Genomic DNA, 22,773 nt, shown 5'->3' with positions numbered 1-22,773 from the left:
GAGACATGGCAGGCACTCGCGCGCCGCGCACGGCGATCATCGATATCGGCTCGAACTCGGTTCGGCTGGTCGTCTATCAGGGACCGCCGCGCCTCCCCGCGATCCTGTTCAACGAAAAGGTGATGGCCGGGCTTGGGCGAGGGCTGGCGGCGACCGGGGCGATCGATCCGGCCTCGCTGGTCAAGGCCCAGGTCGCGCTGGCCCGTTTCGCCAGCCTGGCGCGCGAAATGGGCGTCACCACGCTCCGCACGGTCGCGACGGCGGCGGTGCGCGATGCGGCCAATGGCGGCGAACTGATCGCCTGTGCCGAGTCGCTGGGGCTGGAGGTCGAACTCCTGTCCGGCGAACAGGAGGCCAAGGCGGCGGGGGAGGGGGTTCTCTCCGCCATTCCCGATGCTGACGGGATCGTCGGTGATCTGGGCGGCGGCAGCCTGGAACTCGTTCGCGTCCGCGAGGGCGGCGTCGAGGATCGGGTGTCCTTTCCGCTGGGCGTGCTGCGCATTCCTGCGCTGCGTGAGAAGGGCAGCAAGGCGTTCGAGCGGCATATCGGTCGCCTGATCGATGACGCGGGCTGGGAAGGGCGTGGGCGTGGCCTGCCTTTCTACCTTGTCGGTGGATCGTGGCGCGCGCTGGCGCGGCTGGACATGACGCTGGCCGATTATCCGTTGCCCATCATCCATCATTACGAACTGACGCCGCTGGACATTTTGCGCCTGTCGCGGACGATCCCGCATCTCAGCAAGGCCCGCCTGCGCGAGGTGAAGGGACTGTCGTCCAGCCGCGCCGCGACGCTGGCCGATGCGACCGCGCTGCTCAGCGTGCTGCTCAAGCATCTGGGTAGCAGCACGACCGTGGTGTCCGCCTTCGGCCTTCGCGAAGGTCTTCTCTATGGCGGGCTGGATGCGAAGACCCGCGCGCTCGATCCGTTGATCGTCGCCGCGCGCGAGGAAGGGCGGTTGCTCGGTCGATTCCCCGAACATGGCGATCTGCTGGAAAGCTGGATCGCGCCGCTGTTCGCCGGGGAAGCGGCAGCGGAAGCACGGCTGCGTCACGCGGCTTGCCTGCTCGCCGATGTCGGCTGGCGGGCGAACCCGGAATTCCGCGCCGAGCGTGGTGTCGAGATCGCGCTGCACGGCAATTGGGTCGGCATCGATGCGGAGGCGCGGGCGATGCTGGCGCAGGCGCTCCATACCAGTCTGGGCGGTGGTCTGGACGTGCCGTCGCCGCTCGCCGAACTGGCCAGCCCCGCGCAGTTGAAGCTCGCGACGAGCTGGGGCCTGGCGATCCGGCTGGGCCAGCGATTGAGCGGCGGACTGGCCGGGCCGCTGGAGCGGACGGGCCTGGTTCTGGACGACAGCCGCCTGGGTCTGGAGATGCTGGAGGCCGACCGGGGCTTTTATGGCGAGGCGGTCGAGCGCCGCCATGCGACGCTGGCGACCGCGCTGGGCAAGACGCCGGTCCGGCTCAGCCGCACTTGAGGCGAGCGACCCGGCCGTCCGCATCCGTTTCGATGTTCAGCCGGTCGGGTCGATAATCCATCGTCACCGCATCGCCCGGCGCGATGACCCGCAGATTTTGCGTGCCGGCGCGCTTCTGGGTCGGCGCGCGGAGCGCCTCGGTCCAGTGCTTGCCGATTAGGTTGGCCACCTTGGTATCGCCGCATCCAGACATATCGGGCAGCCCTGCGACCTCAGGCGTCGTCGTGCAGGCCGCGAGCGGCAGTAAAACGAAGAGAGCCGCCGCGCGTATCATGCTTCGTCCTCGGCGGTGCGAACCATCTTCAACTTGCCGCCCTTCACGATAAAGCCGGTGCGCCCCTCGACCAGATCGAGTGCGTCGCGGCCGAACTGCTCGAACCGCCAGCCGTCGAGCACCGACAGGCCGGAGCGCACACCGGCGGCCAGCATCTCCAGATCGTCGGCACGGGCCAGCAGACGGGGTGCCACGTCGATGTCGCGCGCCCGGATTTTCAGCAGCAGCTTGAGGAGATCGGCGACCAGCGCACCCTCACGACCCATGCCCGGCTTGCGATCGTCGCGCGCGGGCAGTTCGTCGGCGCCCAGCGGTTCGGCACCGTCCAGCGCATCCATCAGGCGCGCACCGATGTCATTGCCCGCCCAGGTCGCCGACAGGCCGCGCACCTTGGCGAGGTCGGCCTGCTTGCGCGGCGGATGCCCGGCGAGGTCGGCCAGCGTCTCGTCCTTGACGATACGGCCGCGCGGCAGGTCCTTGGCTTGCGCCTCCAGCTCGCGCCAGCGGGCCAGCGCCTTCAGGCGGCCGAGCATGTCGGGCTTGCGGCCCGAGACGCGGACACGCTTCCACGCCACGTCAGGGTCGTTGGCATAGTGCGCCGGGTCGGCCAGCCGCTCCATTTCCTGGTCCAGCCACGCGCCGCGCCCGGTCTTGCGCAGACGCTCCAGCATCTTGGGGAAGATCGCCGCCAGATGGGTGACGTCGCCGATGGCGTAATCGACCTGGCGCTGGTCGAGCGGGCGGCGTGACCAGTCCGTGAAGCGCGCACCCTTGTCGACCGAAATGCCCAGCCAGCTATCGACCAGATTGGAATAACCGATCTGTTCGCCCTGACCCAGCGCCATCGCCGCGATCTGGGTATCGAACAGCGGATGCGGGGTCTTGCCGGTCAGGTTGTAGATGATCTCGATATCCTGCCCACCGGCATGGAAGACCTTCAGCACCTGGTCATTGTTGACCAGCAGGTCGAGCAGCGGGGTCATGTCCAGCCCCGGCGCCTTGGGATCGATCGCGGCGGCCTCTTGCGTGTCGGCGATCTGGATCAGGCAGAGTTCTGGCCAATAGGTGCTTTCGCGCATGAACTCGGTATCGACCATCACATAGTCGGCCTGGGAGAGGCGGGCGCAGAGATTGGCGAGCGTGGCGCTGTCGGTAATCAACGGATGAACGTGCATCGCATGCACATAGCCCGGCTCACGCGGGTTGACAAAGAGGAACGCGAGAGAAGCCCGTTCGGGCACATTAGGATTGACAAAAACCAGTAGGGCGGGGAAGCGGCAGCACTTTCCCCAGACGTACAGAGAATGTCCGCCATGCACGCCTATCGTACCCACACCTGCGCCGCGCTGACTGCTGAGGCGGTCGGCGAGACGGTTCGCCTGTCCGGCTGGGTCCATCGCAAGCGCGATCATGGCGGCGTGCTGTTCGTCGATCTGCGCGACCATTACGGCATCACCCAGATCGTCGCCGACAGCGACACCCCCGCGCTTGCCATCCTGGAAAGCGTCCGGGTCGAGTCGGTCGTGACCATCGACGGCGTGGTGAAGGCGCGCTCGGCGGGCACCGTCAACGCCAACCTGGCGACCGGCGAGATCGAGGTGTTCGCACGCGGCGCGACCGTGTTGTCGGCGGCCGAGGAACTGCCGATGCCGGTGGCGGGCGAGCAGGAATATCCTGAGGACATCCGCCTGCGCTACCGCTTCCTCGACCTGCGTCGCGAGACGCTGCACGCCAACATCGTCCGCCGGACCCAGGTGATCTCCGACATGCGTCGCCGCATGGAGGCAGGCGGCTTCACCGAATATTCGACCCCGATCCTGACCGCATCGTCGCCCGAGGGCGCGCGCGACTTCCTGGTGCCCAGCCGTATCCATCCGGGCAAGTTCTACGCACTGCCCCAGGCGCCGCAGCAGTATAAGCAGCTGCTGATGGTCGCGGGTTTCGACCGTTACTTCCAGATCGCGCCCTGCTTTCGCGACGAGGACCCGCGCGCCGACCGTCTGCCGGGCGAGTTCTACCAGCTCGACCTGGAGATGAGCTTCGTCACCCAGGAAGAGGTGTGGGAGACGATGGAGCCGGTGATCGGCGGCATCTTCGAAAAGTTCGCCGATGGCCGCACCGTCACCCCGATCGGCCAGTTCCCGCGCATCCCATATTCGGAGTCGATGCTGAAGTACGGCAACGACAAGCCCGATCTGCGCAACCCGCTGATCATCACCGATGTCTCCGAGCATTTCACGACTTCGGGCTTCGGCCTGTTCGAGAAGATCGTCGGTTCGGGCGGCGTCGTCCGCGCGATCCCCGCGCCCAAGACCGCGGAGAAGAGCCGCAAGTTCTTCGACGAGATGAACGAGTGGGCGCGCGCCGAGGGGCATGCGGGCCTGGGCTATGTCACCCGCAAGGGCGGCGAGTTCGGCGGTCCGATCGCCAAGAACCATGGCACCGAGGGCATGGAGGCGATCTACGCCGCGCTTGGCCTCGGTCCCGATGACGGCCTGTTCTTCGCGGCGGGCAAGGTCGAGGCGGCGGCCAAGCTGGCAGGGCTCGCGCGTACCCGCGTGGCCGAACAGCTCGGCCTGATCGAGGAAGGCGCGTTCCGCCTGTGCTGGATCGTCGACTTCCCCTTCTACGAGTGGGACGAGGACGAGAAGAAGGTCGAATTCGCGCACAACCCCTTCTCGATGCCGCAGGGTGGCATGGAGGCGCTGAACTCCGCCGATCCGTTGTCGCTGAAGGCCTATCAGTATGACCTGGTCTGCAACGGCTTCGAAATTGCGTCGGGTTCGATCCGCAACCAGTCGCCCGAGTTGATGGTCGCGGCGTTCGAGAAGGTCGGCCTGTCCAAGGCGGATGTCGAGGAGCGTTTTGGCGGCCTCTACCGCGCCTTCCAATATGGCGCACCGCCGCATGGTGGCATGGCCGCCGGTGTCGATCGCATCGTCATGCTGATCTGCGGTGCGCAGAACCTGCGCGAAATCTCGCTGTTCCCGATGAACCAGCGTGCCGAAGACCTGTTGATGGGCGCGCCCAGCCTGCCCAGCAACAAGCAGATGCGCGAGCTGTCGCTGCGCTCGACGGCAGAAGCGAAGAAGGATGTCGATCAGGTCGTCGCTTCGGCCGGCTGATCTCAAATGACGGGGTAAGAAAAAGGGCGGGCGCCGGATGCGGCGTCCGCCCTTGTTTTTGTCTCGGGTCCGGGTCCCGGACCGAGTTTCTTAGGCCGCAGTCAGTGCCGGGGCGGCGGGCTTGAACTCGCCGCTTTCGTCCATCAGGTGCAGCACGCCGTCGGCGATCGCGAAATACGCGCCGCGCAGCGTCAGCTTGCCCGCGTCCTCACGCTTGGTGACGAAGGGGAAAGTACGCAGGTTCGCGATGGAGGTACGGACCGATTCCAGCTCCATCTCGCGCATCGCATTGGCATCGGCACCGTCGCCATGCTTGGCGATAACCTTCTCGCGAGCGCCGTCGAGCAGGCTCACCCAGTCGGAGACAAAACCGCCTTCACCCTGGGGAGCATGGGCGAAACCCTGGGTCAGCGCCGCCTTGCAGCCGCCGCAAGCGCCGTGGCCCATGATGACGACATCGGTCACTTCCAGCTGCGTCACCGCGAATTCCAGCGCGGCCGACACGCCGTGATGGCCGCCGCCCGTCTCGAACGGGGGAACGAGGTTGGCGACGTTACGCACGACGAAGATTTCGCCGGGCAGGGTGTCGAAAATCTGCGCCGGATCGACGCGGCTGTCCGAGCAGGCGATGACCATCACCTTGGGGCTCTGGCCTTCCTTCAACTCGGCCCAGCGGTCGCGCTGGCGACGCCAATCGGAGGTCCGAAAGCGCTGATAGCCATCCACGAGGTCGTTAAAGTCGGTCATTGCTCTCTCTTATCCAGATAAGGAAACGATGCTGTAGCAGGCGAACCCGAGCATGGCCGTTTCGGTTCCATATCAAAATGTGTCTGTCCAGAGATATGCTGGCTGTGTTCGTGGGCATTGTGTCGGGCGGGCAGCATCGCTATTTCGCGGGCATGAACGAGTTGACACCGTTGGCCGCGCCGGTGCGCGCGCGCAAGCCGGACTGGATCCGCGTCAAGGCCCCGACGAGCGCCGGTTTCGCCGCGACCCGCGAGCTGATGCGTGCCAAGAGCCTGACGACCGTGTGCGAAGAAGCGGCGTGCCCCAACATCGGGGAATGCTGGTCGAAGAAGCACGCGACCGTCATGATCCTGGGCGATACCTGCACCCGCGCCTGCGCCTTCTGCAACGTGAAGACGGGCATGCCGCGCAAGGTCGATGCGATGGAGCCGCAGAATGTGGCGGACGCCGCCGCGCAGATGGGGCTGAAGCATATCGTCGTCACCTCGGTCGATCGGGACGACCTGCCCGATGGCGGCGCGTCGCAGTTCGTGAAGGTGATCCAGGCGCTGCGCCGCACGACGCCCGATACGACGATCGAGATCCTGACCCCCGATTTCCGGAACAAGGCGCAGGCCGCGATCGAGTCGATCGTCGAGGCACGGCCGGACGTCTACAACCATAATCTGGAAACGGTCCCACGCCTCTATCCGACGATCCGGCCGGGCGCGCGCTATTATGCGTCGCTGCGCCTGCTGGAGAGCGTGAAGCGCCATGATCCGTCGATCTTCACCAAGTCGGGCGTGATGCTTGGCCTGGGCGAGGAGCGGCTGGAGGTCCATCAGGTGATGGACGACATGCGTTCGGCCGATATCGATTTCCTGACCATGGGCCAGTATCTCCAGCCGACGCCGCGCCACGCCAAGGTTGCCGAGTTCGTGACACCCAAGGCGTTCGACGCCTATGCCGCGATCGCGCGGGCCAAGGGCTTCCTGCTGGTCGCCAGTTCGCCGCTGACCCGGTCCAGCTATCACGCGGGCGACGATTTCGAGCGGATGCGCGCCGCGCGCGAGGCGAAGCTCGCAAGCGCGCGCTGATGCCCAAGCATAGCGAGACGCGGCATCTGCCCTATACGCCGGAGCAGATGTTCGACCTGGTCGCCGACGTGGCGCGCTATCCGGAATTCCTGCCCTGGGTTTCGGCAATGCGTGTCCGTTCGGACACGCCGACCGAAACGGTGGCCGACATGATCGTCGGGTTCAAGGGGCTGCGCGAGACCTTCACCAGCCGCGTGACCAAGGATCGGCCCGGTGCGATCGACGTCGAATATCTCGACGGGCCGCTCAAATATCTGCGCAACAACTGGCGTTTCCGGCCCGAGGAACAGGGCTGCGCGGTCGATTTCACCGTCGACTTCGCATTTAAGAACCGCGTGTTCGAAATGCTGGCCGGGCAGGTGTTCGGCACCGCGCTGCGCCGCATGATCGGCGCATTCGAGGACCGCGCCGCGAGGCTTTACGGCAGCAGCAGCTCCAGCGCCAGCAGCGCCGCCTGAAGCCGGATCGCGCCGCGACCGATATCGCCGAATTCGTGACGTTCGGCCTTCATTTCGTCAGGGTCGCCGCCGCGTAGGGCGCGGGCGAACACGACGGTGCCGACCGGCTTCTTGGCCGTGCCGCCGCCGGGGCCTGCGACACCGGTAATGGCGACGGCGACGTCCGCCTCGGTCGCGGCCAGGGCGCCCCGTGCCATGCCCCAGGCGGTCGCCGTCGACACCGCGCCGAACGTCTCGATGACTTCGGGGTTGACGTTCAGCAGCGCGATCTTGGCCTGGTTCGAATAGGTGACGAAGCCCGCCTCGACCACATCCGACGAACCGGGGATTTCGGTCAGGGCCGCCGAAACCAGCCCGCCGGTGCAGCTCTCGGCCACGGTGACACGCCGACCGGCCGCACGATTGGCGATGACCACCCGTTCGGCCAGTTCGACCAGTTCGCGGGGAAGAAGCACGTCCATCAGCGATTTCCGTTGGTGCAGAGTGGAAGGTCGGGCACGGCAACCTGCCGTCCGCGCGCCTTTTCGGTCTTCAGATATTGCAGCGCGGTCACGACGACCGACGCCATGTTGCGCGGCGGCAGGGGAGCCAACTGGGTCACGAGCCTGTCGATCGTCCCGCAATCCTCCAGTCCGATGCGCCCCACGATGAAGGGCACGAGCAGTGACGTCAGCAGCGGTCGGGCATAATCCGACTGAAGCAGCGTATCGATCGCCGGATCGGACAGCTTGACGATGGCGGCGCGAGCCGTCGGCCACGCCTGGTCTGCCGCGCCTTCATATTTCGAGATCAGCGTGCCATTGCCCCGGATCAGGCTGCTCGCGGGTAGTCGTGCGCCGCAGACCCGTCCCGTCTCGTGCAATATGTCGGGCATGGCGACCAGCGTCATCGCTTCCGCCTCGGGCGCGGTGATGCAGGCCCGCTGGGCCGTCGCCATCTCCGGCGCGGCCAGTGCGGCGAGTGCGACGATCAGACCCAGCCGTTTCATGCCTCTGCCCCGCCCGGCAGGCGGACGGTCGCCACTGCCTGGGTCGCGATGCCCTCGCCACGCCCGGTAAAGCCCAGACGCTCGGTCGTCGTGGCCTTCAGGCTGACCCGGCTCTGGGCGATGTTCAGCAGACCCGCGATCCGCTCGACCATGGCGGCGCGGTGCGGGCCGATCTTGGGTGCTTCGCAGATGATGGTCAGGTCGACGAAATCGATCCGGCCGCCCTGGTCGGCGATCAGCTTGGCCGCGTGCTGCAGGAACTGGCCCGACTCGGCACCCTTCCACTGCGGATCGCTGGGGGGGAAGTGGGTGCCGATATCGCCTGCCGCGATCGTGCCCAGCAGTGCATCGGTCAGCGCGTGGAGCGCGACGTCCGCATCGCTATGACCCGACAACCCCTGCTGGTGCGGGATCAGCACGCCGCCGAGCCACAATTCCTCGCCATCCTCCAGCCGGTGGACGTCATAGCCCATCGCGGTCCGGGTTTCCCAGGTCAGGCGCATATCGGCGCCGGTCATGTCGTCGGGATAAGTGATTTTCTCGAGCATGGGATCGCCCTGCACCAAAGCGACGCGCCCGCCAAGCCGTCGCACCATCTGTGCGTCGTCCGTCGCTTCCGCTTCGGCGGGCCAGGCGGCGTGGGCGGCGATCACGGCTTGCAGTTGGAAACCCTGGGGGGTCTGGACGCGGACCAACCCGTCGCGGGGGACGATCTCGCCCAAGGCATCGTCCAGCGATCTGGCGAGCGTGTCGGCAACGGGCAGGACAGGTATCGCGCCATCGGCGGACTCGAGCCCCGCCAGCACGCGGTCGATGACGTCTGCCGACAGGAACGGACGCGCGGCGTCATGGATCAGCACCCGCGTCACGCCGTTCAACGCGAGGTGACGAAGCCCGCGCGCTACCGATTCCCGCCGACTGGCGCCGCCCGCCTCCACCCACGCGCCGGGTAGGATCGACTGGGCACGATCCATCTGCCCCTCCGCGACCACCGTCAGGACGGTGTCGACGGCAGGGTGCGAGGCGAAGGCGGCGTGGCTCCAGGCAAGCATCGGCCGTCCACCGAGTTCGCGAAACTGCTTCGGCATGCCGCCACCCATGCGGGAACCCCCGCCCGCCGCGACGATCAGTGCCGCGATCTTTCCATCCTGGCTCATGTCGTCCGCCTAGCGGCTTTTGACGGCGCTCGCCAATCTTGCCATGTTGGCCCCATTCCCGTATGGGGGCTGCTTAATTTTCAGGCAGTATGATGCGTAACCTCGCTCCCATCCAGGTCGGTCCGGTGACGATCGACAGCCCCGTCGTGCTGGCACCGATGACCGGCGTCACCGACATGCCCTTCCGCACGCTCGTCCGCCGCTATGGCTCGGGTCTCAACGTCACCGAGATGATCGCCAGCCAGGCCGCGATCCGCGAAACGCGCCAGTCGATCCAGAAGGCCGCATGGCATCCGCTGGAAGAGCCGGTGTCGATGCAGCTGGTCGGCTGCACCCCGTATGAGATGGGCGAGGCTGCCAAGTTGAACGCCGATCGCGGCGCCGCGATCATCGACATCAATATGGGCTGCCCGGTACGCAAGGTCGTCAACGGCGACGCAGGTTCGGCGCTGATGCGCGACCTGAAGCTGGCTTCGGCGATCATCGAGGCGACCGTCAAGGCGGTCGATGTCCCCGTCACGCTGAAGATGCGGATGGGCTGGTGCCATGACAGCCTGAACGCGCCCGAGCTGTCTCGCATCGCCGAGGATATCGGGGTCAAGATGATCACCGTCCATGGCCGCACCCGCAACCAGATGTACAAGGGCAGCGCCGACTGGGCGTTCATCCGCAACGTCAAGGATGCGGTGTCGATCCCCGTCATCGCCAATGGCGATATCTGCTCGATCGACGATGCCGACAAGGCGCTCGACCAGTCGGGGGCGGACGGCATCATGATCGGGCGCGGCGCCTATGGCCGTCCTTGGCTGCTGGGTCAGGTGATGCACTGGTTCGCCACCGGCGAACGCCAGGACGACCCGAGGCTCGACGAACAATATCGTGCCGTTACCGAGCATTATGACGCGATGCTCGACCATTATGGCACCGAGACGGGCGTCAACATGGCCCGCAAGCATATCGGCTGGTACACGCGTGGCCTGCACGGGTCGGCCGAGTTCCGCAACACGGTGAACCACGAGGCCAGCGCCGAGCGGGTCAAGGCGATGCTGTACGATTTCTACATGCCGCAGATCGAGCTTGCAGCGGCTGCCTGACACGGCGGGCCACGGTCGGCCCGGCTTCGGCGCGTTGTTCGCCGCGCTGCCGGTCGCTGTGGTCGTGGTCGATCCCGACGATCGCATCGCCCATGCCAATGGACTGGCCGAGCAACTGCTCAACCTGTCCGAGCGGTTGATGATCGGGCAGCCGCTCGCCGCGATCCTGCCGCCGCCCGATGCGCCACGCAGCCGCGACGGGCATGGCTTTGCCGTCTATGACACTGTGATCGCCATACCGCACGGGCCGAAAATCCGCGTCGATTTCGTCGAGGCGCAAATCCCGGATTATCCCGGCTGGCGTGCCATCACCTTGCATAGTGCCGCCCCTTCACGGCGACTGGCCCATGCGTCCGATCGCAGCGCAGGCGCGCGGGCGGCGGTCGGTGCTGCCGCGATGCTGGCCCATGAGATCAAGAACCCGCTGTCGGGCATCCGGGGTGCGGCGCAGTTGCTGAATGGCGGCGAGCTGACCACGCTCATCACGACCGAGGTGGACCGCATCGCCGCGCTGATCGACCGGATGCAGGATTTCAGCGATACCCGGCCGCTGCCGCTGGCGTCGGAGAATATCTATCCGCTGCTCGGCCACGCCCGCGGCGTTGCGCTGGCGGGCTTTGCGCGGGGCATTCCCATCGAGGAGCGGTTCGACCCCTCGCTGCCTCCGGCCCGGATCAATCGCGACGCGCTGCTCCAGATCGTCATCAACTTGCTGAAAAATGCTCGCGAGGCCGTTCGTGCGGTTCGCAACCCGCACATCGTCCTGACCACCGCTTATCGCCATGGCATGTCGGTCAGCACAGGGGAGGGGCGGCCCCGTCTGCCGCTGCCGATCGAGATCTGCGTGATCGACAATGGCCCCGGCGCGCCCGCCGATATCGTAGACCATCTGTTCGACCCGTTCGTGTCGGGGCGGCGCGAAGGGCAGGGGCTGGGCCTCGCGCTCGTCGACAAGCTCGTCCGCGACATGAGCGGGATCATCCAATATGCGAGGGAGGGTACGCCGGAAATGACGGTCCTCCGCCTGCTTCTGCCGAGAGCCCATCCATGAGCCGCCCATCATGAGCCACGTCCTCGTCGTCGATGACGACGCCGCCATCCGTACCGTCGTCGGTCAGGCCCTGCGGCGGGCCGGGCATGAGGTGACGGCGGTCGAGACGCTGGCGCGGCTGGACCGGATCCTTGCGGGTGGCGCGCCGGACGTGCTGGTCACGGACGTGATCCTGCCGGACGGCGACGGGATCGATCATATCCGGGGCGTCGCCGAGCGGTTTCCCGCCCTGCCGATCATCATTCTATCGGCGCAGAACACCCTGACCACCGCAGTCCGCGCAGCCGAAGTGGGCGCATATGAGTATCTGCCCAAACCCTTCGATCTCGACGCGTTGACCCATGCTGTCGCGGGCGCGCTTGCCCGACGCGGTGTGCTGGTCGAGGACGGGCTGGGTGAGGATGACCGCGCGCTGCCGCTGATCGGCCGGTCACAGGCCATGCAGGGCGTGTACCGTGTGATCGCCCGCGTCGTGTCGACCGATCTGACCGTCCTCGTCTCGGGCGAATCGGGGACCGGCAAGGAACTGGTCGCCCGGGCGATCCACGACCTTGGTCCCCGCCGCGCCGCGCCCTTCGTCGCGCTCAACATGGCCGCGATCCCGCGCGAGCTTATCGAGGCCGAGCTGTTCGGTCACGAACGCGGTGCCTTTACCGGCGCGGCCCAGCGCAACGCGGGCCGGTTCGAGCAGGCGGCGGGCGGTACGCTGTTCCTCGACGAGATCGGCGACATGCCGATGGAGGCGCAGACCCGCCTGCTGCGCGTCCTGCAATCGGGGGAGTTCACGACGGTCGGCGGCGCACGGACGATCCGCACCGATGTCCGCATCGTGGCGGCGACCAACCGTGACCTCAGCCAGCAGGTCGCCTCGGGCCAGTTCCGCGAGGATCTGTTCTACCGCCTGAACGTCGTGCCGATCGCCTTGCCGGCGCTTCGCGAACGGCGGCAGGATATTCCGCTGCTCGCCCGGCACTTCCTGGAGAATGCCGCGCTCCAGGGCCTGCCCAAGCGCCGGATCGATACCCATGCGCTCGACGTGCTGGTCACCCATGACTGGCCGGGCAATGTCCGAGAGCTGGAGAATATGATGCGTCGTCTCGCCGTGCTCGCGCGCGACGAGGTGATCGATGCTGAGGCGGTGCGGACCATATTGGGCGAGGCGCGGTCGGCCTCTGGATCGGTCGGAGCCGGGGCCGCCGATGGCGACCTGTCGGCGGCGGTGCGCGCCTATATCGCGCGGCTTGCCATGGCGCATCCGACTTCGCTGGATGACGGCACGCTTTATGACCGGATCATCGGCGAGGTCGAACGCCCCTTGATCGAGGCGATGCTGGCACGCCATGGCGGCAACCAGCTTCGCGCCGCCCGCGCCATGGGGATCAATCGCAATACCCTGCGCAAGCGGCTTGATACGCTCAACATCCCGGTCAACGGCGATGACGAAGGCGGCGAGGCCTTGACATAATTTTCACGAATTGTGGCTTGCAGGACACGCTTCACGTTGTACGGTTGCAACGATGTTGGCGTCCGTGAAGACCGCTGAACCTGCCGAAGGGCCGCGCTCTCGCTTCGCGGTCACTCCGGTCATGGAGGTCGCGGTCATTCTGGGGGCGGTCGCGGTGGCGGTCGGCACCTATGTCTATATCGACAGTCGCCATGATGCGCAGGGCCTGATCGCCCCGCCGGTGATGGCGGGCTTGCTGGCGCTCAATCTGGTGCCCGGTGTGCTGCTGCTGATGCTGCTCGGTCGGCGGGTGGCGATGCGGCGGGCGGCCCAGTCGCCGGTCGGCGGTGGTGGACGGCTTCATGTCCGATTGGTGGCACTGTTCTCGCTGACGGCGAGCATTCCGATCCTGTTGACCGTCGTCACCGCTTCCGTCCTGTTCCAGTCCTCGGCCGAATTCTGGATTTCCGACCGCGCGCGCCAGGCCTTCGGCGACGCGATGGATATCGCCCGCCAGTCCCAGCAGCAGATCATCAAGCGCTGGGTCGATACCGGGCGGGCCATGTCGCAGGATCTCGGCCGCAACCTGCCCGCGCTGCGCGAGAACCGGCGCGATTTCCATGACTATCTCGTCCAGCAGACGGTCGTGCGCGACACGGTGGAGTCGGTCCTCTTCTCCTACGACCCCAAGCAGGGCTTCAAATTCTACGACTTCTTCAACCAGCCTTCGGACACGACCTTTCGCGAGCTGGTGACGCCGGAAATGATCCAGCAGGCGAGCAAGCTGAGCCGTCCCGAGGTCGGCATCAATGAGCAGCGCGTCTGGGTGGTCACCCCTCTTCCCGAGGGCAATGGCCTGATGCTTTATATCGGCACGCCGGTGAATGCCGAATTCCTGAGCAAGCAGCATTTCGCCGCCGAGGATGTCTTCGACGATTATCGCGCGCTCCAGGGGCGTGCCCGGTCGCTCCAGCTGAAGTTCAACCTCGTCCTGTTCGCGATCGCCTTGCTGATCGTGGGCATCGCAGTCTGGATCGCCCTGGCGGTGGCGGATCGCCTCGTCCGTCCCGTGGGCGAGCTGGTCGACGCCGCGCGGCGGATCGCGGGCGGTGACCTGACCGCACGCGTGCCCGATCCCAGGACCCGTGACGAGGTCGGGACGCTCGCCAACGCCTTCAACCAGATGACCGGCCAGCTGGAGCGCCAGAATACCGAGCTGGTGACGGCCAACGCCCAGCTCAACAACCGGCGCGCGCTGATCGAGGCGGTGATGGCGGGCGTTTCCGCGGGCGTCGTGGCGATCGGGCGCGATCGGCAGGTGCGGATCGCGAACAATTCGGCCGACATCCTGCTGGGCGCGGACCAGGGTGGATTGGTCGGGCGGAAGTTGGGCGAGGTCGCACCCGAGCTGGACGAGCTGCTCGACCAGGGGCGACGCGAAGCCACGGTGCAGGTGGAGCTGAATGGCGATATGCGCACGCTTGCGGTGCGGATAGCCCAGACCGGCGACGGCCCCATTCTGACCTTTGACGACATAACCCAGCAATTGCTCGACCAGCGCCGCGCCGCCTGGTCGGACGTGGCGCGCCGCATCGCGCATGAGATCAAGAACCCCCTGACCCCGATCCAGCTTGCCGCCGAACGGCTCCAGCGCCGCTATGGCAAGGTCATCGGGCCGGAAGATCCCACCTTCGGCCGCCTGACCGAGACGATCGTCCGCCAGGTCGGCGATCTGCGCCGGATGGTCGACGAGTTTTCATCCTTCGCACGGATGCCCAAGCCCGTGTTCCGCGAAGAGGCGATCGCCGATATCTGTGCCCAGGCGATGTTCCTGCACGAGGTGGCACATCCCGAGGTGCGGTTCCAGCTCGATCAGGAAGAACCCGCTCCCACGCTGGTCTGCGACCGTCGCCAGATGAGCCAGGCGCTGACCAACATCGTCAAGAACGCGGTGGAAGCCATTGAATCCCGGCCCGAAGGCATGGCGGGCGGCGAAGTCGTGATGACGGTTGGCCAGCAGGGTGGCATGGTCACCATCACGGTGACCGACAATGGCATCGGCCTGCCGCCCGAACGCGACCGGATCATCGAGCCCTATATGACGACGCGCGCGCGCGGCACCGGACTGGGCCTCGCCATCGTCAACAAGATCATTGCGGAACATGCCGGCACGATCGGCTTTTCCGACAATCCCGCTGGTGGGACCATCGTTTCGATGATGTTCGACGCCGGTGCTCTGGCGGCGCTGGATCAGGGAGGCGCCGAACCCGAACTGGCTGGGGAGGGCCAGCTCACCGCTTTGACTCGTACCCGGACGTAAAAAGATCATGGCTTTGGACATCCTCGTCGTCGACGACGAACTCGATATCCGCGAACTCGTCGCGGGCGTGCTGGAGGACGAGGGCTATGACGCCCGCGTCGCGGCCGATAGCGACTCCGCGTTGGAGGCGGTGGCGGTGCGACGTCCGTCGCTTGTGCTGCTTGACGTCTGGCTACAGGGCTCCAAGCTCGACGGGCTGGAATTGCTCGACGAGATCAAGCGGCGCGATCCATCGATCCCGGTGCTGGTCATCTCCGGCCATGGCAATCTCGACACGGCCGTCGCCGCGATCCGCAAGGGGGCGGCCGATTTCATCGAAAAGCCGTTCGAGGCCGAACGCCTGCTCCTAATGGTGGCACGCGCGACCGAAACCGAACGGCTGCGCCGGGAAAACGCCTCGCTGCGTGCTTCGGCCGGGCGTGAGACCGATCTGACCGGATCGTCGAGTGCGATAAACGGCATCCGCGCGACCCTGAAGCGCGTGGCCGCGACGGGCAGTCGGGTGCTCATCATGGGGTCCGCGGGTGTCGGCAAGGAAGTCGCCGCGCGCCTGCTCCACGGCTGGAGCAATCGGGCCGAAGCCCCGTTCGTCGTCGTCAGCGCGGCGCGCATGACGCCCGAACGGGTCGAGGAGGAGCTGTTCGGTGTGGAGGAGGGCGGCGATCTGGTCCGCACCGGCCTGCTCGAACAGGCGCATGGCGGCACGCTGTTTCTCGACGAGATCGCCGACATGCCGATCGCGACCCAGGCCCGCATCCTGCGGGTGCTGACCGACCAGAGCTTCACGCGTGTCGGCGGCACCCGCGTCGTCAAGGTCGATGTCCGCGTCGTGTCCGCGACCGCACGCGACCTGACCCAGGAAATCGCCGAAGGACGGTTCCGGGAGGACCTGTATTACCGCCTCAACGTCGTGCCCGTGACCATCCCGTCACTCGCCGAACGGCGTGAGGACATCCCGCCACTGGTCGAGCATTTCATGGCGCATTATGCGACCGAGCGGCGCGTCCGCACCCCGGAGATCGCGCCCGACGCCATGGTGGCGATGCAATCCTATGACTGGCCGGGCAATGTCCGCCAGCTCCGCAATGTCGTCGAACGGACGATCATCCTGGCGCCGGGCGATCGGGTGGGGCGGATCGACCTGGACCTGCTGCCCGCCGAGGTACTGGGTGAGGGGGCCGATATGGGCGGCGGTGGCGCGACCGCGATCATGGGCGCGCCGTTGCGCGAAGCCCGCGAAAGCTGGGAGCGCGAATATCTGCGCGTCCAGATCCGGCGTTTTTCCGGAAATATCTCGCGTACGGCCAGCTTCATCGGGATGGAACGCTCGGCGCTGCACCGGAAGCTGAAGCTGCTGGGCATCAGCGAGACACGCGAGGATTGATCGCCGCCTCTGGACGAATGCCTGCCGAGACCATAAATACCGGATGCGCCCGGCACACGGGCGCAATTCCGACGCCGGGAAACGGCGCTACTCGCGGGCACGGACCCGCCAAGAACAAGGGCTTTCCCATGGCCGACAAATCGGGTTCGCTACAGGACCTGTTTCTGAACGCACTGCGCCGTTCCAAGGCGCCTGTGACCATGTTCCTCGTCAAAGGTGTCAAGCTCCAGGGCATCGTTACCTGGTTCGACAATTTCTCGGTGCTGCTGCGCCGCGATGGCCAGTCGCAGCTGATCTACAAGCACGCCATCTCCACCATCATGCCATCCGGCCCGCTGGACGTCGCGGCGATCGTTGACGGCGTGAACGAACAGCAGCGCAAGAACCCGCTTTTGCAGGAAATCTTCCTGAACGCGGTGCGCAAGTCCGAAGACCCCGTCACCATGTTCCTGATCAACGGCGTTATGCTGCAGGGCCAGATTGCGGGCTTCGACCTGTTCTGCATGTTGCTTCAGCGTGAAGGCATGGCCCAGCTCGTCTACAAGCACGCCGTTTCGACCATTCAGCCGGCCCGGCCGCTGAACCTGGCCGAAGAGCAGGCGGGATCGGTCGAGGATTGAGCACGGGTTTCGATCGCGATCGCGGTGAATTCACGCGCGGCGCCCGCACGGTCATCGTCCTGCCCGACCAGGGCGATGCCGTGCGTGACGCCGAAGCGCGTCTGGATGAAACCGCCGGACTCGCCATGGCGATCGGCCTGGATGTGGTCGAACGCGTGGCGGTCCGCGTCCGCGCCCCCAAGCCCGCCACGCTGATCGGCAGCGGCCAGGTCGGGCAGGTCGCGCAGCAGGTCCGGATGGAAGAAGCCCAGCTGGTCGTCTTTGATGCCTCGCTGACCCCGGTGCAGCAGCGCAACCTTGAAACTGCGCTGGAGGCCAAGGTCATAGACCGGACCGGCCTGATCCTCGAAATCTTCGGCGAGCGCGCCGCTACCGCCGAAGGGCGGTTGCAGGTCGAACTCGCGCATCTCGACTATCAAGCGGGCCGGCTGGTGCGCAGCTGGACCCATCTGGAGCGGCAGCGCGGCGGCTTCGGCTTCCTGGGCGGTCCGGGTGAAACGCAGATCGAGGCCGATCGGCGGATGATCCGCGATCGCATGGCGCGGCTCCGGCGCGAACTGGATCAGGTCAGCCGGACGCGCGGCCTGCATCGCGAACGCCGTCAGCGGGCGCCATGGCCGGTGATCGCGTTGGTCGGCTATACGAACGCCGGAAAGTCAACGCTTTTCAATCGCTTGACTGGCGCTCATGTCATGGCGAAGGATCTTCTCTTCGCCACGCTCGATCCGACCTTGCGCCAGATTTCCTTGCCCGGCATCGACAAGGCGATCCTGTCCGACACGGTGGGCTTCGTTTCCGATCTGCCGACGCAGCTGGTCGCCGCATTCAAGGCGACGCTGGAAGAGGTGGTTTCGGCGGATCTGCTGATTCATGTCCGCGACATTGCGCACCCCGACACCGAGGCGCAGCGCGCGGATGTCGAGGCCGTGCTGACCGAGATCGGTGTCGATCCCGAAACGCCGCGGTTCGAGGCGTGGAACAAGATCGACCTGATCGAGGGGGACACCCGCGAGGATGTGCTGGTCGACGCCGAACGCCGCCCCCATATCGTCGCGGTGTCGGCGATGACGGGGGAGGGCATTGACGACCTGATCGAACAGGTCGCGGCGACGCTGACCGCCGGGCATCGGCGGTACCGCGTCACGCTAGACGCGGGCGACGGGGCGGGTGCCGCCTGGTTGCACGCCCATGGCGAGGTGCTGGATCAGGTGATCGAGGACGACCGGGCGGTCTACGATGTCCGCCTTGCCGAGTCCGACTATGAACGGTTCACCCGTCGCGACGCTTGACGGTCTGCCATAGGGCTTCCTTGGCTTCCAGATCGAGCGCGGGGAATGCGTCGCCCGCCTGTGCTTCCATCGCCCGAAAGCGGCGCTCGAACTTGCCATTGGCATAACGGAGCGCCGCTTCGGCATCCACGCCGCAATGGCGCGCCCAGTTGACGACCGAGAACAGCAAGTCGCCGAATTCCTCCGCCAGCATCTCGGGCGGGGCTTCGGTGATTTCCTGAATCTCTTCGTCGACCTTCGCGCGCGAGCCTTGGGCATCGGGCCAGTCGAAACCGACTCTGGCGGCACGCTTCTGAAGTTTTTCCGCTCGCATCAACGCCGGGAGGCCCAGTGCCACACCGTCCAGCGCACCACCCGCCGCTTTGGCCTTGCGTTCCTCGGCCTTGATCTGTTCCCACAGATGATGGCCACCTTCGGCTTGATCGCCGAAGATATGAGGGTGGCGCCGTTCCATCTTGTCGCTGATCGCCGCGACGACATCGGGAAAGGCGAACTGCCCGTGATCCTCGGCAATCTGTGCATGGAAGACCACTTGCAGGAGGAGATCGCCGAGTTCGTCCTGCAAGTCCGCCATGTCTCCGCGCGCGATGGCATCGGCGACTTCATGCGCTTCCTCGATGGTGTAAGGCGCGATGCTCTCGAAGCTTTGCGCTATATCCCATTCGCAACCGCTCTGCGGATCGCGGAGGCGTTTCATGATGGTCAGCAGACGGTCCAAATCGGCGCTCCTTGTTCCTGCGAATAGGGAAGACATATTTTTGGCCAGATAGAAATGACACCTTCTGGTAGCAGCGGGAGCCGTGCGGAGCCATCCAAGGCATGGACGATGCTCAGCCGCTGCCTGTCTTCCTGTTCCACGGCTCGGCAAGCGAGCGGTCGTTCCGTCGTCTCGCGGTCAAGGGAGTGGCGCGTCTTCCGGTCCTGTCTGGCGCCGAGGTGTGACTATTCGACCCCAGTGGCCTGCTGTCCGGGCAAGCGGGGCATTCCGTTGTGCGATAAGGTCAGCAACGGGAGAAGATGACGTAGATGGCTGGAATGAGTAGTACCGTCAGCAGCGTTGAGGAGGCGAGGCCGAATAGCAGCCAGATCGCAAGTCCCTGGAAGATCGGGTCGGTCAGGATCACGGCGGCACCGATCATGGCCGCCAATGCGATCAGCAGGATCGGCTTGAAGCGGATTGCCCCGGCCTCGATCAAAACCTCGCGCAGCGCTCTGTCGGGGATTCGGCCGTGGCGAATGAAATCGACCAGCAGGATCGAGTTGCGCACGATGATGCCCGCCAGCGCGATGAAGCCGATCATAGAGGTGGCGGTGAACGATGCGCCGAAGATCAGGTGACCGATAACGATACCGATGAGTGTCAGCGGGATCTGCGGAATTGCGCGACGACAAGGACGTAGATGCCGAGCAACGCCGCACCGAACGCGGCCCCCATGTCGCGGAAGGTGACCCAGGTGATCTCCCATTCGCCGTCCCACAGGATCGTCGGTCGCGGTTCATCCTCCGGTCGACCGTGCAGGCGGGTCACCGGCCGGACCAGTCCCTGCGCCGCCCAGTCACGCGCCGCGATCGCGCGATTGATCGCGATGATGCCACAGACCGGAGCCTCGAACGTCCCCGCCAATTCCGCGGTCACCATGTCCGCCGCGCGGCCGTCGCGCCGGAACAGGATCGGACTGCCACGCTCGGGACGCGCATCGATCACCTCGCCCAGTTCGACCAGTCGCCCGACCCCGAATGGGCTGTGTCCGATGGATTTCACCTAAGTCCATAGCTTTACGGCTTTCGTCGATCCGGCCGTGCAGCGGCTTCGTGCGCTGGGTTTATTGGCGCGGCGGCGACTTTTCTTCGTGACAGGCGTTGAGCGGCTGTAAAAGCCGGGAGATTGGGTGATGAGGGGGGTGTTGGTCCGGGGCCTGGGTTGGTTCGTCGCGATTCTCGGCGGCTTCTTCGCGGTGGCGGGCGGTGTGCTCGCATCGATTGGCGGATCGACCTATTATGTCATTGCCGGGATCGCGATGATCGCCAGCGGGGCGTTGATCGGCCGTGACAAACCCCTCGGCCGCTGGCTGTTTGTAGGGATCTGGGTCGGAACGCTCCTGTGGTCGCTTTGGGAGGTCGGCCTTGACGCCCTGCAACTGGTTCCCCGTCTCGTCGCTCCCACCGTATTGCTGGTGCTCGTCCTGCTGACGGGTTGGCGATCCCGATCCTGGCGATCGCGTGCCCATGCCGCGCCCGCAGTCGCCGCGGCGATGCTTGCCCTCGGGGTCGGCGGCGTCATCCTCCACGGCGATCCGATCACCGCACAGGAGGCGCCCCAAGGCGCTGTGCTTCCAGCCGCACCCACGGGCGAGGCCGACGCGGACTGGCGCGATTATGGCGGCACGCTGTCGGGACGGCGCTATTCCGCGCTGGCCGACATCACGCCGGGGAATGTCGCACGGCTGGAGCTTGCCTGGACCCAGCGCACCGGCGACCTGCCGATGGAAGCCGAATCCAAGGAGCATAAGCGCGAATATCACTCCGAAGCGACGCCGATCCACATCGGCGACACGCTTTTCACCTGTACGCCCCATTCCTTCGTGCAGGCGATCGATGCGACCACTGGCAAGACCAAGTGGAGCTGGCACGAGAATGCGAAGATCGAGGGCAATAACTATCTCGTCTGCCGTGGCGTCACCTATTTCGAGGCACCGGCGGGGACTCCATGCCCTCGTCGCATCTTCGCGCCGACGTTCAACGCCCGGTTGGTCGCGCTGGACGCGGACACGGGACGCCTGTGCCCGAGCTTCGCCAGCGGCGGCGCGATCGACCTGCGCGCCAATATGGGCACGTCCAAGCCATCCGACCAAATTGGCACGACGCCACCGGTGGTCGTCAACGGTCGGCTCATCATTGGCGAGCGGATCATCGACAACGTCAACCGCGACATCCCGTCCGGCGTCGTGCGGGCCTATGATCCGGTGTCGGGCGCGCCGGTCTGGGCGTGGGACGTGGGCCGTTCGCCGGACGCGATCGCGCCGCTGCCGGCGGGGCAGACCTACACGCGTGGTACGCCCAACGTCTGGGGCGCGATCACGGCTGATGCGGCCAACGGTCTCGTCTATCTCGGCACGGGCAATGCCTCGCCGGATTATTGGATCGGTTACCGCCGACCGTTCGACGACCGCTTCGGTTCGTCTATCGTCGCGCTGGAGGTGGCAACGGGGAAGTTGCGCTGGACGCGTCAGCTGGTCCACCGCGACATGTGGGACATGGACCTGCCGATCGGTCCGTCGCTGTTCGACTATCGCGCGCCCGATGGCCAAGTGATCCCCGCACTGATCCAGACGACGAAGATGGGGCAGGTCTTCTTTCTCAACCGCCTGACCGGCGCGCCGATCGCCGCGATCACCGAGCGGCCGGTGCGCACCGATGGCGCGACGCCGGGCGTCCGCGTCTCGCCGACGCAGCCCTTCTCGACCGGCATGCCCAGCTTTACGCCGCCTGCGCCAACCGAAGTTGCGACCTGGGGGGCAACGCCGATCGACCAATTGTTTTGCCGCATCGACATACGCCGCGCACAGGGGACAGGTATCTACCAGCCGATGGGGCTGAAGCCGATCATCGGTCATCCGGCGTTCGACGGAGTCACCGACTGGGGCGGCGCGGCTGTCGATCCCGTGCGCGGGATCATGACCGTCAACACGATGGAGATGCCGTTCAAGCTATGGCTGATGCGGCGCGACGATCCACGGGTCGCGCCGATGATGAAGCAGAAGCAGGGCGGCGAGAACGCCATGCAGGCGCAGCTCCAAACCCAGTACAACACGCCCTATGTCGCGGTGGTGAAGGCATGGGTCGGCATCTTCGGCGCTCCGTGCGTCGCGCCGCCCTGGGGGCATTTGACCGCAGTCGACCTCTGCACCCGGCGCGTGCTGTGGAGGAAAGTGCTGGGCACCGCGCGCGACACCGGACTGTTCGGGTCGCACCTGGGCGTGCCGATCAAAACCGGCGTCCCGAATCTGGGTGGATCCATCATCACTGCGGGCGGGCTCGCCTTTATCGGGGCGACGACGGACCAGTATCTGCGCGCTTACGACCTCAATACGGGCAAAGTGGTTTGGAAGGCACGGCTGCCCGCCGGGGCGCAGGCGACGCCGATGACCTATCGCGGTCGGGACGGGCGGCAATATGTCGTCATCACCGCAGGCGGTCATGGCGCGCTGGGCACGCGATACGGGGATTACACGCTCGCCTATGCGTTGCCGAGACGCTGACGAAAGATC

General features: G+C 66.0%; 20 protein-coding genes and 1 pseudogene. 13 read left to right on the top strand and 8 right to left on the bottom strand.

The window, feature by feature from the left end:
* Window positions 1–5: 5 nt before the first annotated feature.
* Entirely contained in the window at window positions 6–1,478 is a 1,473-nt protein-coding gene (locus BSZ14_RS09440; protein ID WP_076710717.1) for a Ppx/GppA family phosphatase, read from the top strand.
* On the opposite strand, the gene BSZ14_RS09435 is transcribed toward BSZ14_RS09440, so the two are convergent.
* Complete coding sequence (locus BSZ14_RS09435; RefSeq protein WP_042482326.1) at window positions 1,465–1,752, bottom strand: I78 family peptidase inhibitor; 288 nt, start codon at window positions 1,750–1,752, stop codon at window positions 1,465–1,467. The two genes, BSZ14_RS09440 and BSZ14_RS09435, sit on opposite strands and share 14 nt — an antisense overlap.
* The gene (gene rnd, locus BSZ14_RS09430) at window positions 1,749–2,927 is read right to left on the bottom strand and encodes a ribonuclease D (protein WP_042482323.1); all 1,179 of its coding nucleotides are present in this window, start codon (window positions 2,925–2,927) and stop codon (window positions 1,749–1,751) included. The genes BSZ14_RS09435 and rnd overlap by 4 nt, the downstream gene beginning before the upstream one ends.
* A gap of 138 nt (window positions 2,928–3,065) precedes the next feature.
* Between rnd and aspS the strand changes: the two genes are divergently transcribed.
* Window positions 3,066–4,877: an aspartate--tRNA ligase gene (gene aspS, locus BSZ14_RS09425; RefSeq protein ID WP_042482582.1), complete on the top strand. Its 1,812-nt coding sequence runs from the start codon at window positions 3,066–3,068 to the stop codon at window positions 4,875–4,877.
* Window positions 4,878–4,967: 90 nt separating this feature from the next.
* On the opposite strand, the gene BSZ14_RS09420 is transcribed toward aspS, so the two are convergent.
* Window positions 4,968–5,624, bottom strand: coding sequence for a carbonic anhydrase (locus BSZ14_RS09420; RefSeq protein ID WP_076710716.1), 657 nt, complete (start codon window positions 5,622–5,624; stop codon window positions 4,968–4,970).
* A gap of 152 nt (window positions 5,625–5,776) precedes the next feature.
* Here BSZ14_RS09420 and lipA point away from each other — a divergent pair, with 152 nt between their 5' ends.
* Together lipA and BSZ14_RS09410 are read left to right on the top strand one after the other, a co-directional pair.
* Window positions 5,777–6,700 (top strand): lipoyl synthase, encoded by a 924-nt coding sequence (gene lipA / locus BSZ14_RS09415; RefSeq protein WP_076710736.1) that lies wholly within the window; start codon window positions 5,777–5,779, stop codon window positions 6,698–6,700.
* Window positions 6,700–7,158 carry a type II toxin-antitoxin system RatA family toxin gene (locus BSZ14_RS09410; protein WP_042482319.1) on the top strand — a complete coding sequence of 153 codons (459 nt, stop codon included), beginning with the start codon at window positions 6,700–6,702 and terminating at the stop codon, window positions 7,156–7,158. Before lipA ends, BSZ14_RS09410 begins: the two co-directional genes overlap by 1 nt.
* Here BSZ14_RS09410 and BSZ14_RS09405 read toward each other — a convergent pair.
* Genes BSZ14_RS09405 through BSZ14_RS09395 form a run of 3 tightly spaced genes read right to left on the bottom strand, consistent with a single transcriptional unit; the run spans window position 7,119 to window position 9,303 of the window.
* Window positions 7,119–7,619 carry a CinA family protein gene (locus BSZ14_RS09405; protein ID WP_076710715.1) on the bottom strand — a complete coding sequence of 167 codons (501 nt, stop codon included), beginning with the start codon at window positions 7,617–7,619 and terminating at the stop codon, window positions 7,119–7,121. The genes BSZ14_RS09410 and BSZ14_RS09405 overlap by 40 nt on opposite strands.
* A complete protein-coding gene (locus tag BSZ14_RS09400) occupies window positions 7,619–8,146 on the bottom strand; it encodes a hypothetical protein (protein WP_076710714.1) in 528 nt (175 codons plus the stop codon). The genes BSZ14_RS09405 and BSZ14_RS09400 overlap by 1 nt, the downstream gene beginning before the upstream one ends.
* On the bottom strand, window positions 8,143–9,303 hold the full coding sequence (locus BSZ14_RS09395) for a bifunctional 2-C-methyl-D-erythritol 4-phosphate cytidylyltransferase/2-C-methyl-D-erythritol 2,4-cyclodiphosphate synthase (protein ID WP_076710713.1): 1,161 nt from the start codon (window positions 9,301–9,303) through the stop codon (window positions 8,143–8,145). Before BSZ14_RS09395 ends, BSZ14_RS09400 begins: the two co-directional genes overlap by 4 nt.
* A 92-nt stretch (window positions 9,304–9,395) precedes the next feature.
* Here BSZ14_RS09395 and dusB point away from each other — a divergent pair, with 92 nt between their 5' ends.
* From dusB to hflX, 7 genes are all read left to right on the top strand, one after another.
* Window positions 9,396–10,397, top strand: coding sequence for a tRNA dihydrouridine synthase DusB (gene dusB, locus BSZ14_RS09390; protein ID WP_076710735.1), 1,002 nt, complete (start codon window positions 9,396–9,398; stop codon window positions 10,395–10,397).
* Complete coding sequence (locus BSZ14_RS09385; RefSeq protein ID WP_076710712.1) at window positions 10,381–11,448, top strand: two-component system sensor histidine kinase NtrB; 1,068 nt, start codon at window positions 10,381–10,383, stop codon at window positions 11,446–11,448. Before dusB ends, BSZ14_RS09385 begins: the two co-directional genes overlap by 17 nt.
* A 10-nt stretch (window positions 11,449–11,458) precedes the next feature.
* Window positions 11,459–12,913, top strand: a complete 1,455-nt coding sequence (gene ntrC, locus BSZ14_RS09380; RefSeq protein WP_076710711.1) for a nitrogen regulation protein NR(I) — start codon at window positions 11,459–11,461, stop codon at window positions 12,911–12,913.
* 64 nt (window positions 12,914–12,977) lie between these two features.
* The gene (locus BSZ14_RS09375; RefSeq protein ID WP_241823705.1) at window positions 12,978–15,212 is read left to right on the top strand and encodes a sensor histidine kinase NtrY-like; all 2,235 of its coding nucleotides are present in this window, start codon (window positions 12,978–12,980) and stop codon (window positions 15,210–15,212) included.
* A gap of 7 nt (window positions 15,213–15,219) precedes the next feature.
* A complete protein-coding gene (ntrX, locus tag BSZ14_RS09370) occupies window positions 15,220–16,596 on the top strand; it encodes a nitrogen assimilation response regulator NtrX (RefSeq protein WP_042482302.1) in 1,377 nt (458 codons plus the stop codon).
* A 17-nt stretch (window positions 16,597–16,613) separates the two neighbouring features.
* On the top strand, window positions 16,614–17,216 hold the full coding sequence (hfq, locus tag BSZ14_RS09365) for an RNA chaperone Hfq (protein WP_274533653.1): 603 nt from the start codon (window positions 16,614–16,616) through the stop codon (window positions 17,214–17,216).
* Complete coding sequence (gene hflX / locus BSZ14_RS09360; protein ID WP_076710708.1) at window positions 17,213–18,505, top strand: GTPase HflX; 1,293 nt, start codon at window positions 17,213–17,215, stop codon at window positions 18,503–18,505. Before hfq ends, hflX begins: the two co-directional genes overlap by 4 nt.
* On the opposite strand, the gene mazG is transcribed toward hflX, so the two are convergent.
* Entirely contained in the window at window positions 18,486–19,259 is a 774-nt protein-coding gene (gene mazG / locus BSZ14_RS09355) for a nucleoside triphosphate pyrophosphohydrolase (RefSeq protein ID WP_076710707.1), read from the bottom strand. The two genes, hflX and mazG, sit on opposite strands and share 20 nt — an antisense overlap.
* Before the next feature lie 65 nt (window positions 19,260–19,324).
* Here mazG and BSZ14_RS20175 point away from each other — a divergent pair, with 65 nt between their 5' ends.
* The gene (locus BSZ14_RS20175) at window positions 19,325–19,447 is read left to right on the top strand and encodes a hypothetical protein (RefSeq protein ID WP_274533656.1); all 123 of its coding nucleotides are present in this window, start codon (window positions 19,325–19,327) and stop codon (window positions 19,445–19,447) included.
* Between the two features lie 59 nt (window positions 19,448–19,506).
* Here BSZ14_RS20175 and BSZ14_RS09350 read toward each other — a convergent pair.
* Window positions 19,507–20,234: pseudogene (locus BSZ14_RS09350) on the bottom strand (efflux RND transporter permease subunit); the annotation flags it as partial.
* 163 nt (window positions 20,235–20,397) lie between these two features.
* Between BSZ14_RS09350 and BSZ14_RS09345 the strand changes: the two are divergent.
* Complete coding sequence (locus BSZ14_RS09345) at window positions 20,398–22,764, top strand: membrane-bound PQQ-dependent dehydrogenase, glucose/quinate/shikimate family (RefSeq protein WP_076710706.1); 2,367 nt, start codon at window positions 20,398–20,400, stop codon at window positions 22,762–22,764.
* Window positions 22,765–22,773: the final 9 nt, after the last annotated feature.

Origin of the sequence: Sphingomonas sp. Sph1(2015), assembly GCF_001970915.1 — a bacterium.
GTDB classification, from domain to species: domain Bacteria; phylum Pseudomonadota; class Alphaproteobacteria; order Sphingomonadales; family Sphingomonadaceae; genus Sphingomonas; species Sphingomonas parapaucimobilis.
This window is presented reverse-complemented; position numbering and strand designations above follow the sequence as displayed.

Coding starts and splice junctions, on each gene's coding strand:
- BSZ14_RS09440 (WP_076710717.1), top strand. CDS start 6: ATGGCAGGCACTCGCGCGCCGCGCACGGCGATCATCGATATCGGCTCG.
- BSZ14_RS09435 (WP_042482326.1), bottom strand. CDS start 1,752: ATGATACGCGCGGCGGCTCTCTTCGTTTTACTGCCGCTCGCGGCCTGC.
- rnd (WP_042482323.1), bottom strand. CDS start 2,927: ATGCACGTTCATCCGTTGATTACCGACAGCGCCACGCTCGCCAATCTC.
- aspS (WP_042482582.1), top strand. CDS start 3,066: ATGCACGCCTATCGTACCCACACCTGCGCCGCGCTGACTGCTGAGGCG.
- BSZ14_RS09420 (WP_076710716.1), bottom strand. CDS start 5,624: ATGACCGACTTTAACGACCTCGTGGATGGCTATCAGCGCTTTCGGACC.
- lipA (WP_076710736.1), top strand. CDS start 5,777: ATGAACGAGTTGACACCGTTGGCCGCGCCGGTGCGCGCGCGCAAGCCG.
- BSZ14_RS09410 (WP_042482319.1), top strand. CDS start 6,700: ATGCCCAAGCATAGCGAGACGCGGCATCTGCCCTATACGCCGGAGCAG.
- BSZ14_RS09405 (WP_076710715.1), bottom strand. CDS start 7,619: ATGGACGTGCTTCTTCCCCGCGAACTGGTCGAACTGGCCGAACGGGTG.
- BSZ14_RS09400 (WP_076710714.1), bottom strand. CDS start 8,146: ATGAAACGGCTGGGTCTGATCGTCGCACTCGCCGCACTGGCCGCGCCG.
- BSZ14_RS09395 (WP_076710713.1), bottom strand. CDS start 9,303: ATGAGCCAGGATGGAAAGATCGCGGCACTGATCGTCGCGGCGGGCGGG.
- dusB (WP_076710735.1), top strand. CDS start 9,396: ATGCGTAACCTCGCTCCCATCCAGGTCGGTCCGGTGACGATCGACAGC.
- ntrC (WP_076710711.1), top strand. CDS start 11,459: ATGAGCCACGTCCTCGTCGTCGATGACGACGCCGCCATCCGTACCGTC.
- ntrX (WP_042482302.1), top strand. CDS start 15,220: ATGGCTTTGGACATCCTCGTCGTCGACGACGAACTCGATATCCGCGAA.
- hfq (WP_274533653.1), top strand. CDS start 16,614: ATGCCTGCCGAGACCATAAATACCGGATGCGCCCGGCACACGGGCGCA.
- mazG (WP_076710707.1), bottom strand. CDS start 19,259: ATGTCTTCCCTATTCGCAGGAACAAGGAGCGCCGATTTGGACCGTCTG.
- BSZ14_RS20175 (WP_274533656.1), top strand. CDS start 19,325: ATGGACGATGCTCAGCCGCTGCCTGTCTTCCTGTTCCACGGCTCGGCA.
- BSZ14_RS09345 (WP_076710706.1), top strand. CDS start 20,398: ATGAGGGGGGTGTTGGTCCGGGGCCTGGGTTGGTTCGTCGCGATTCTC.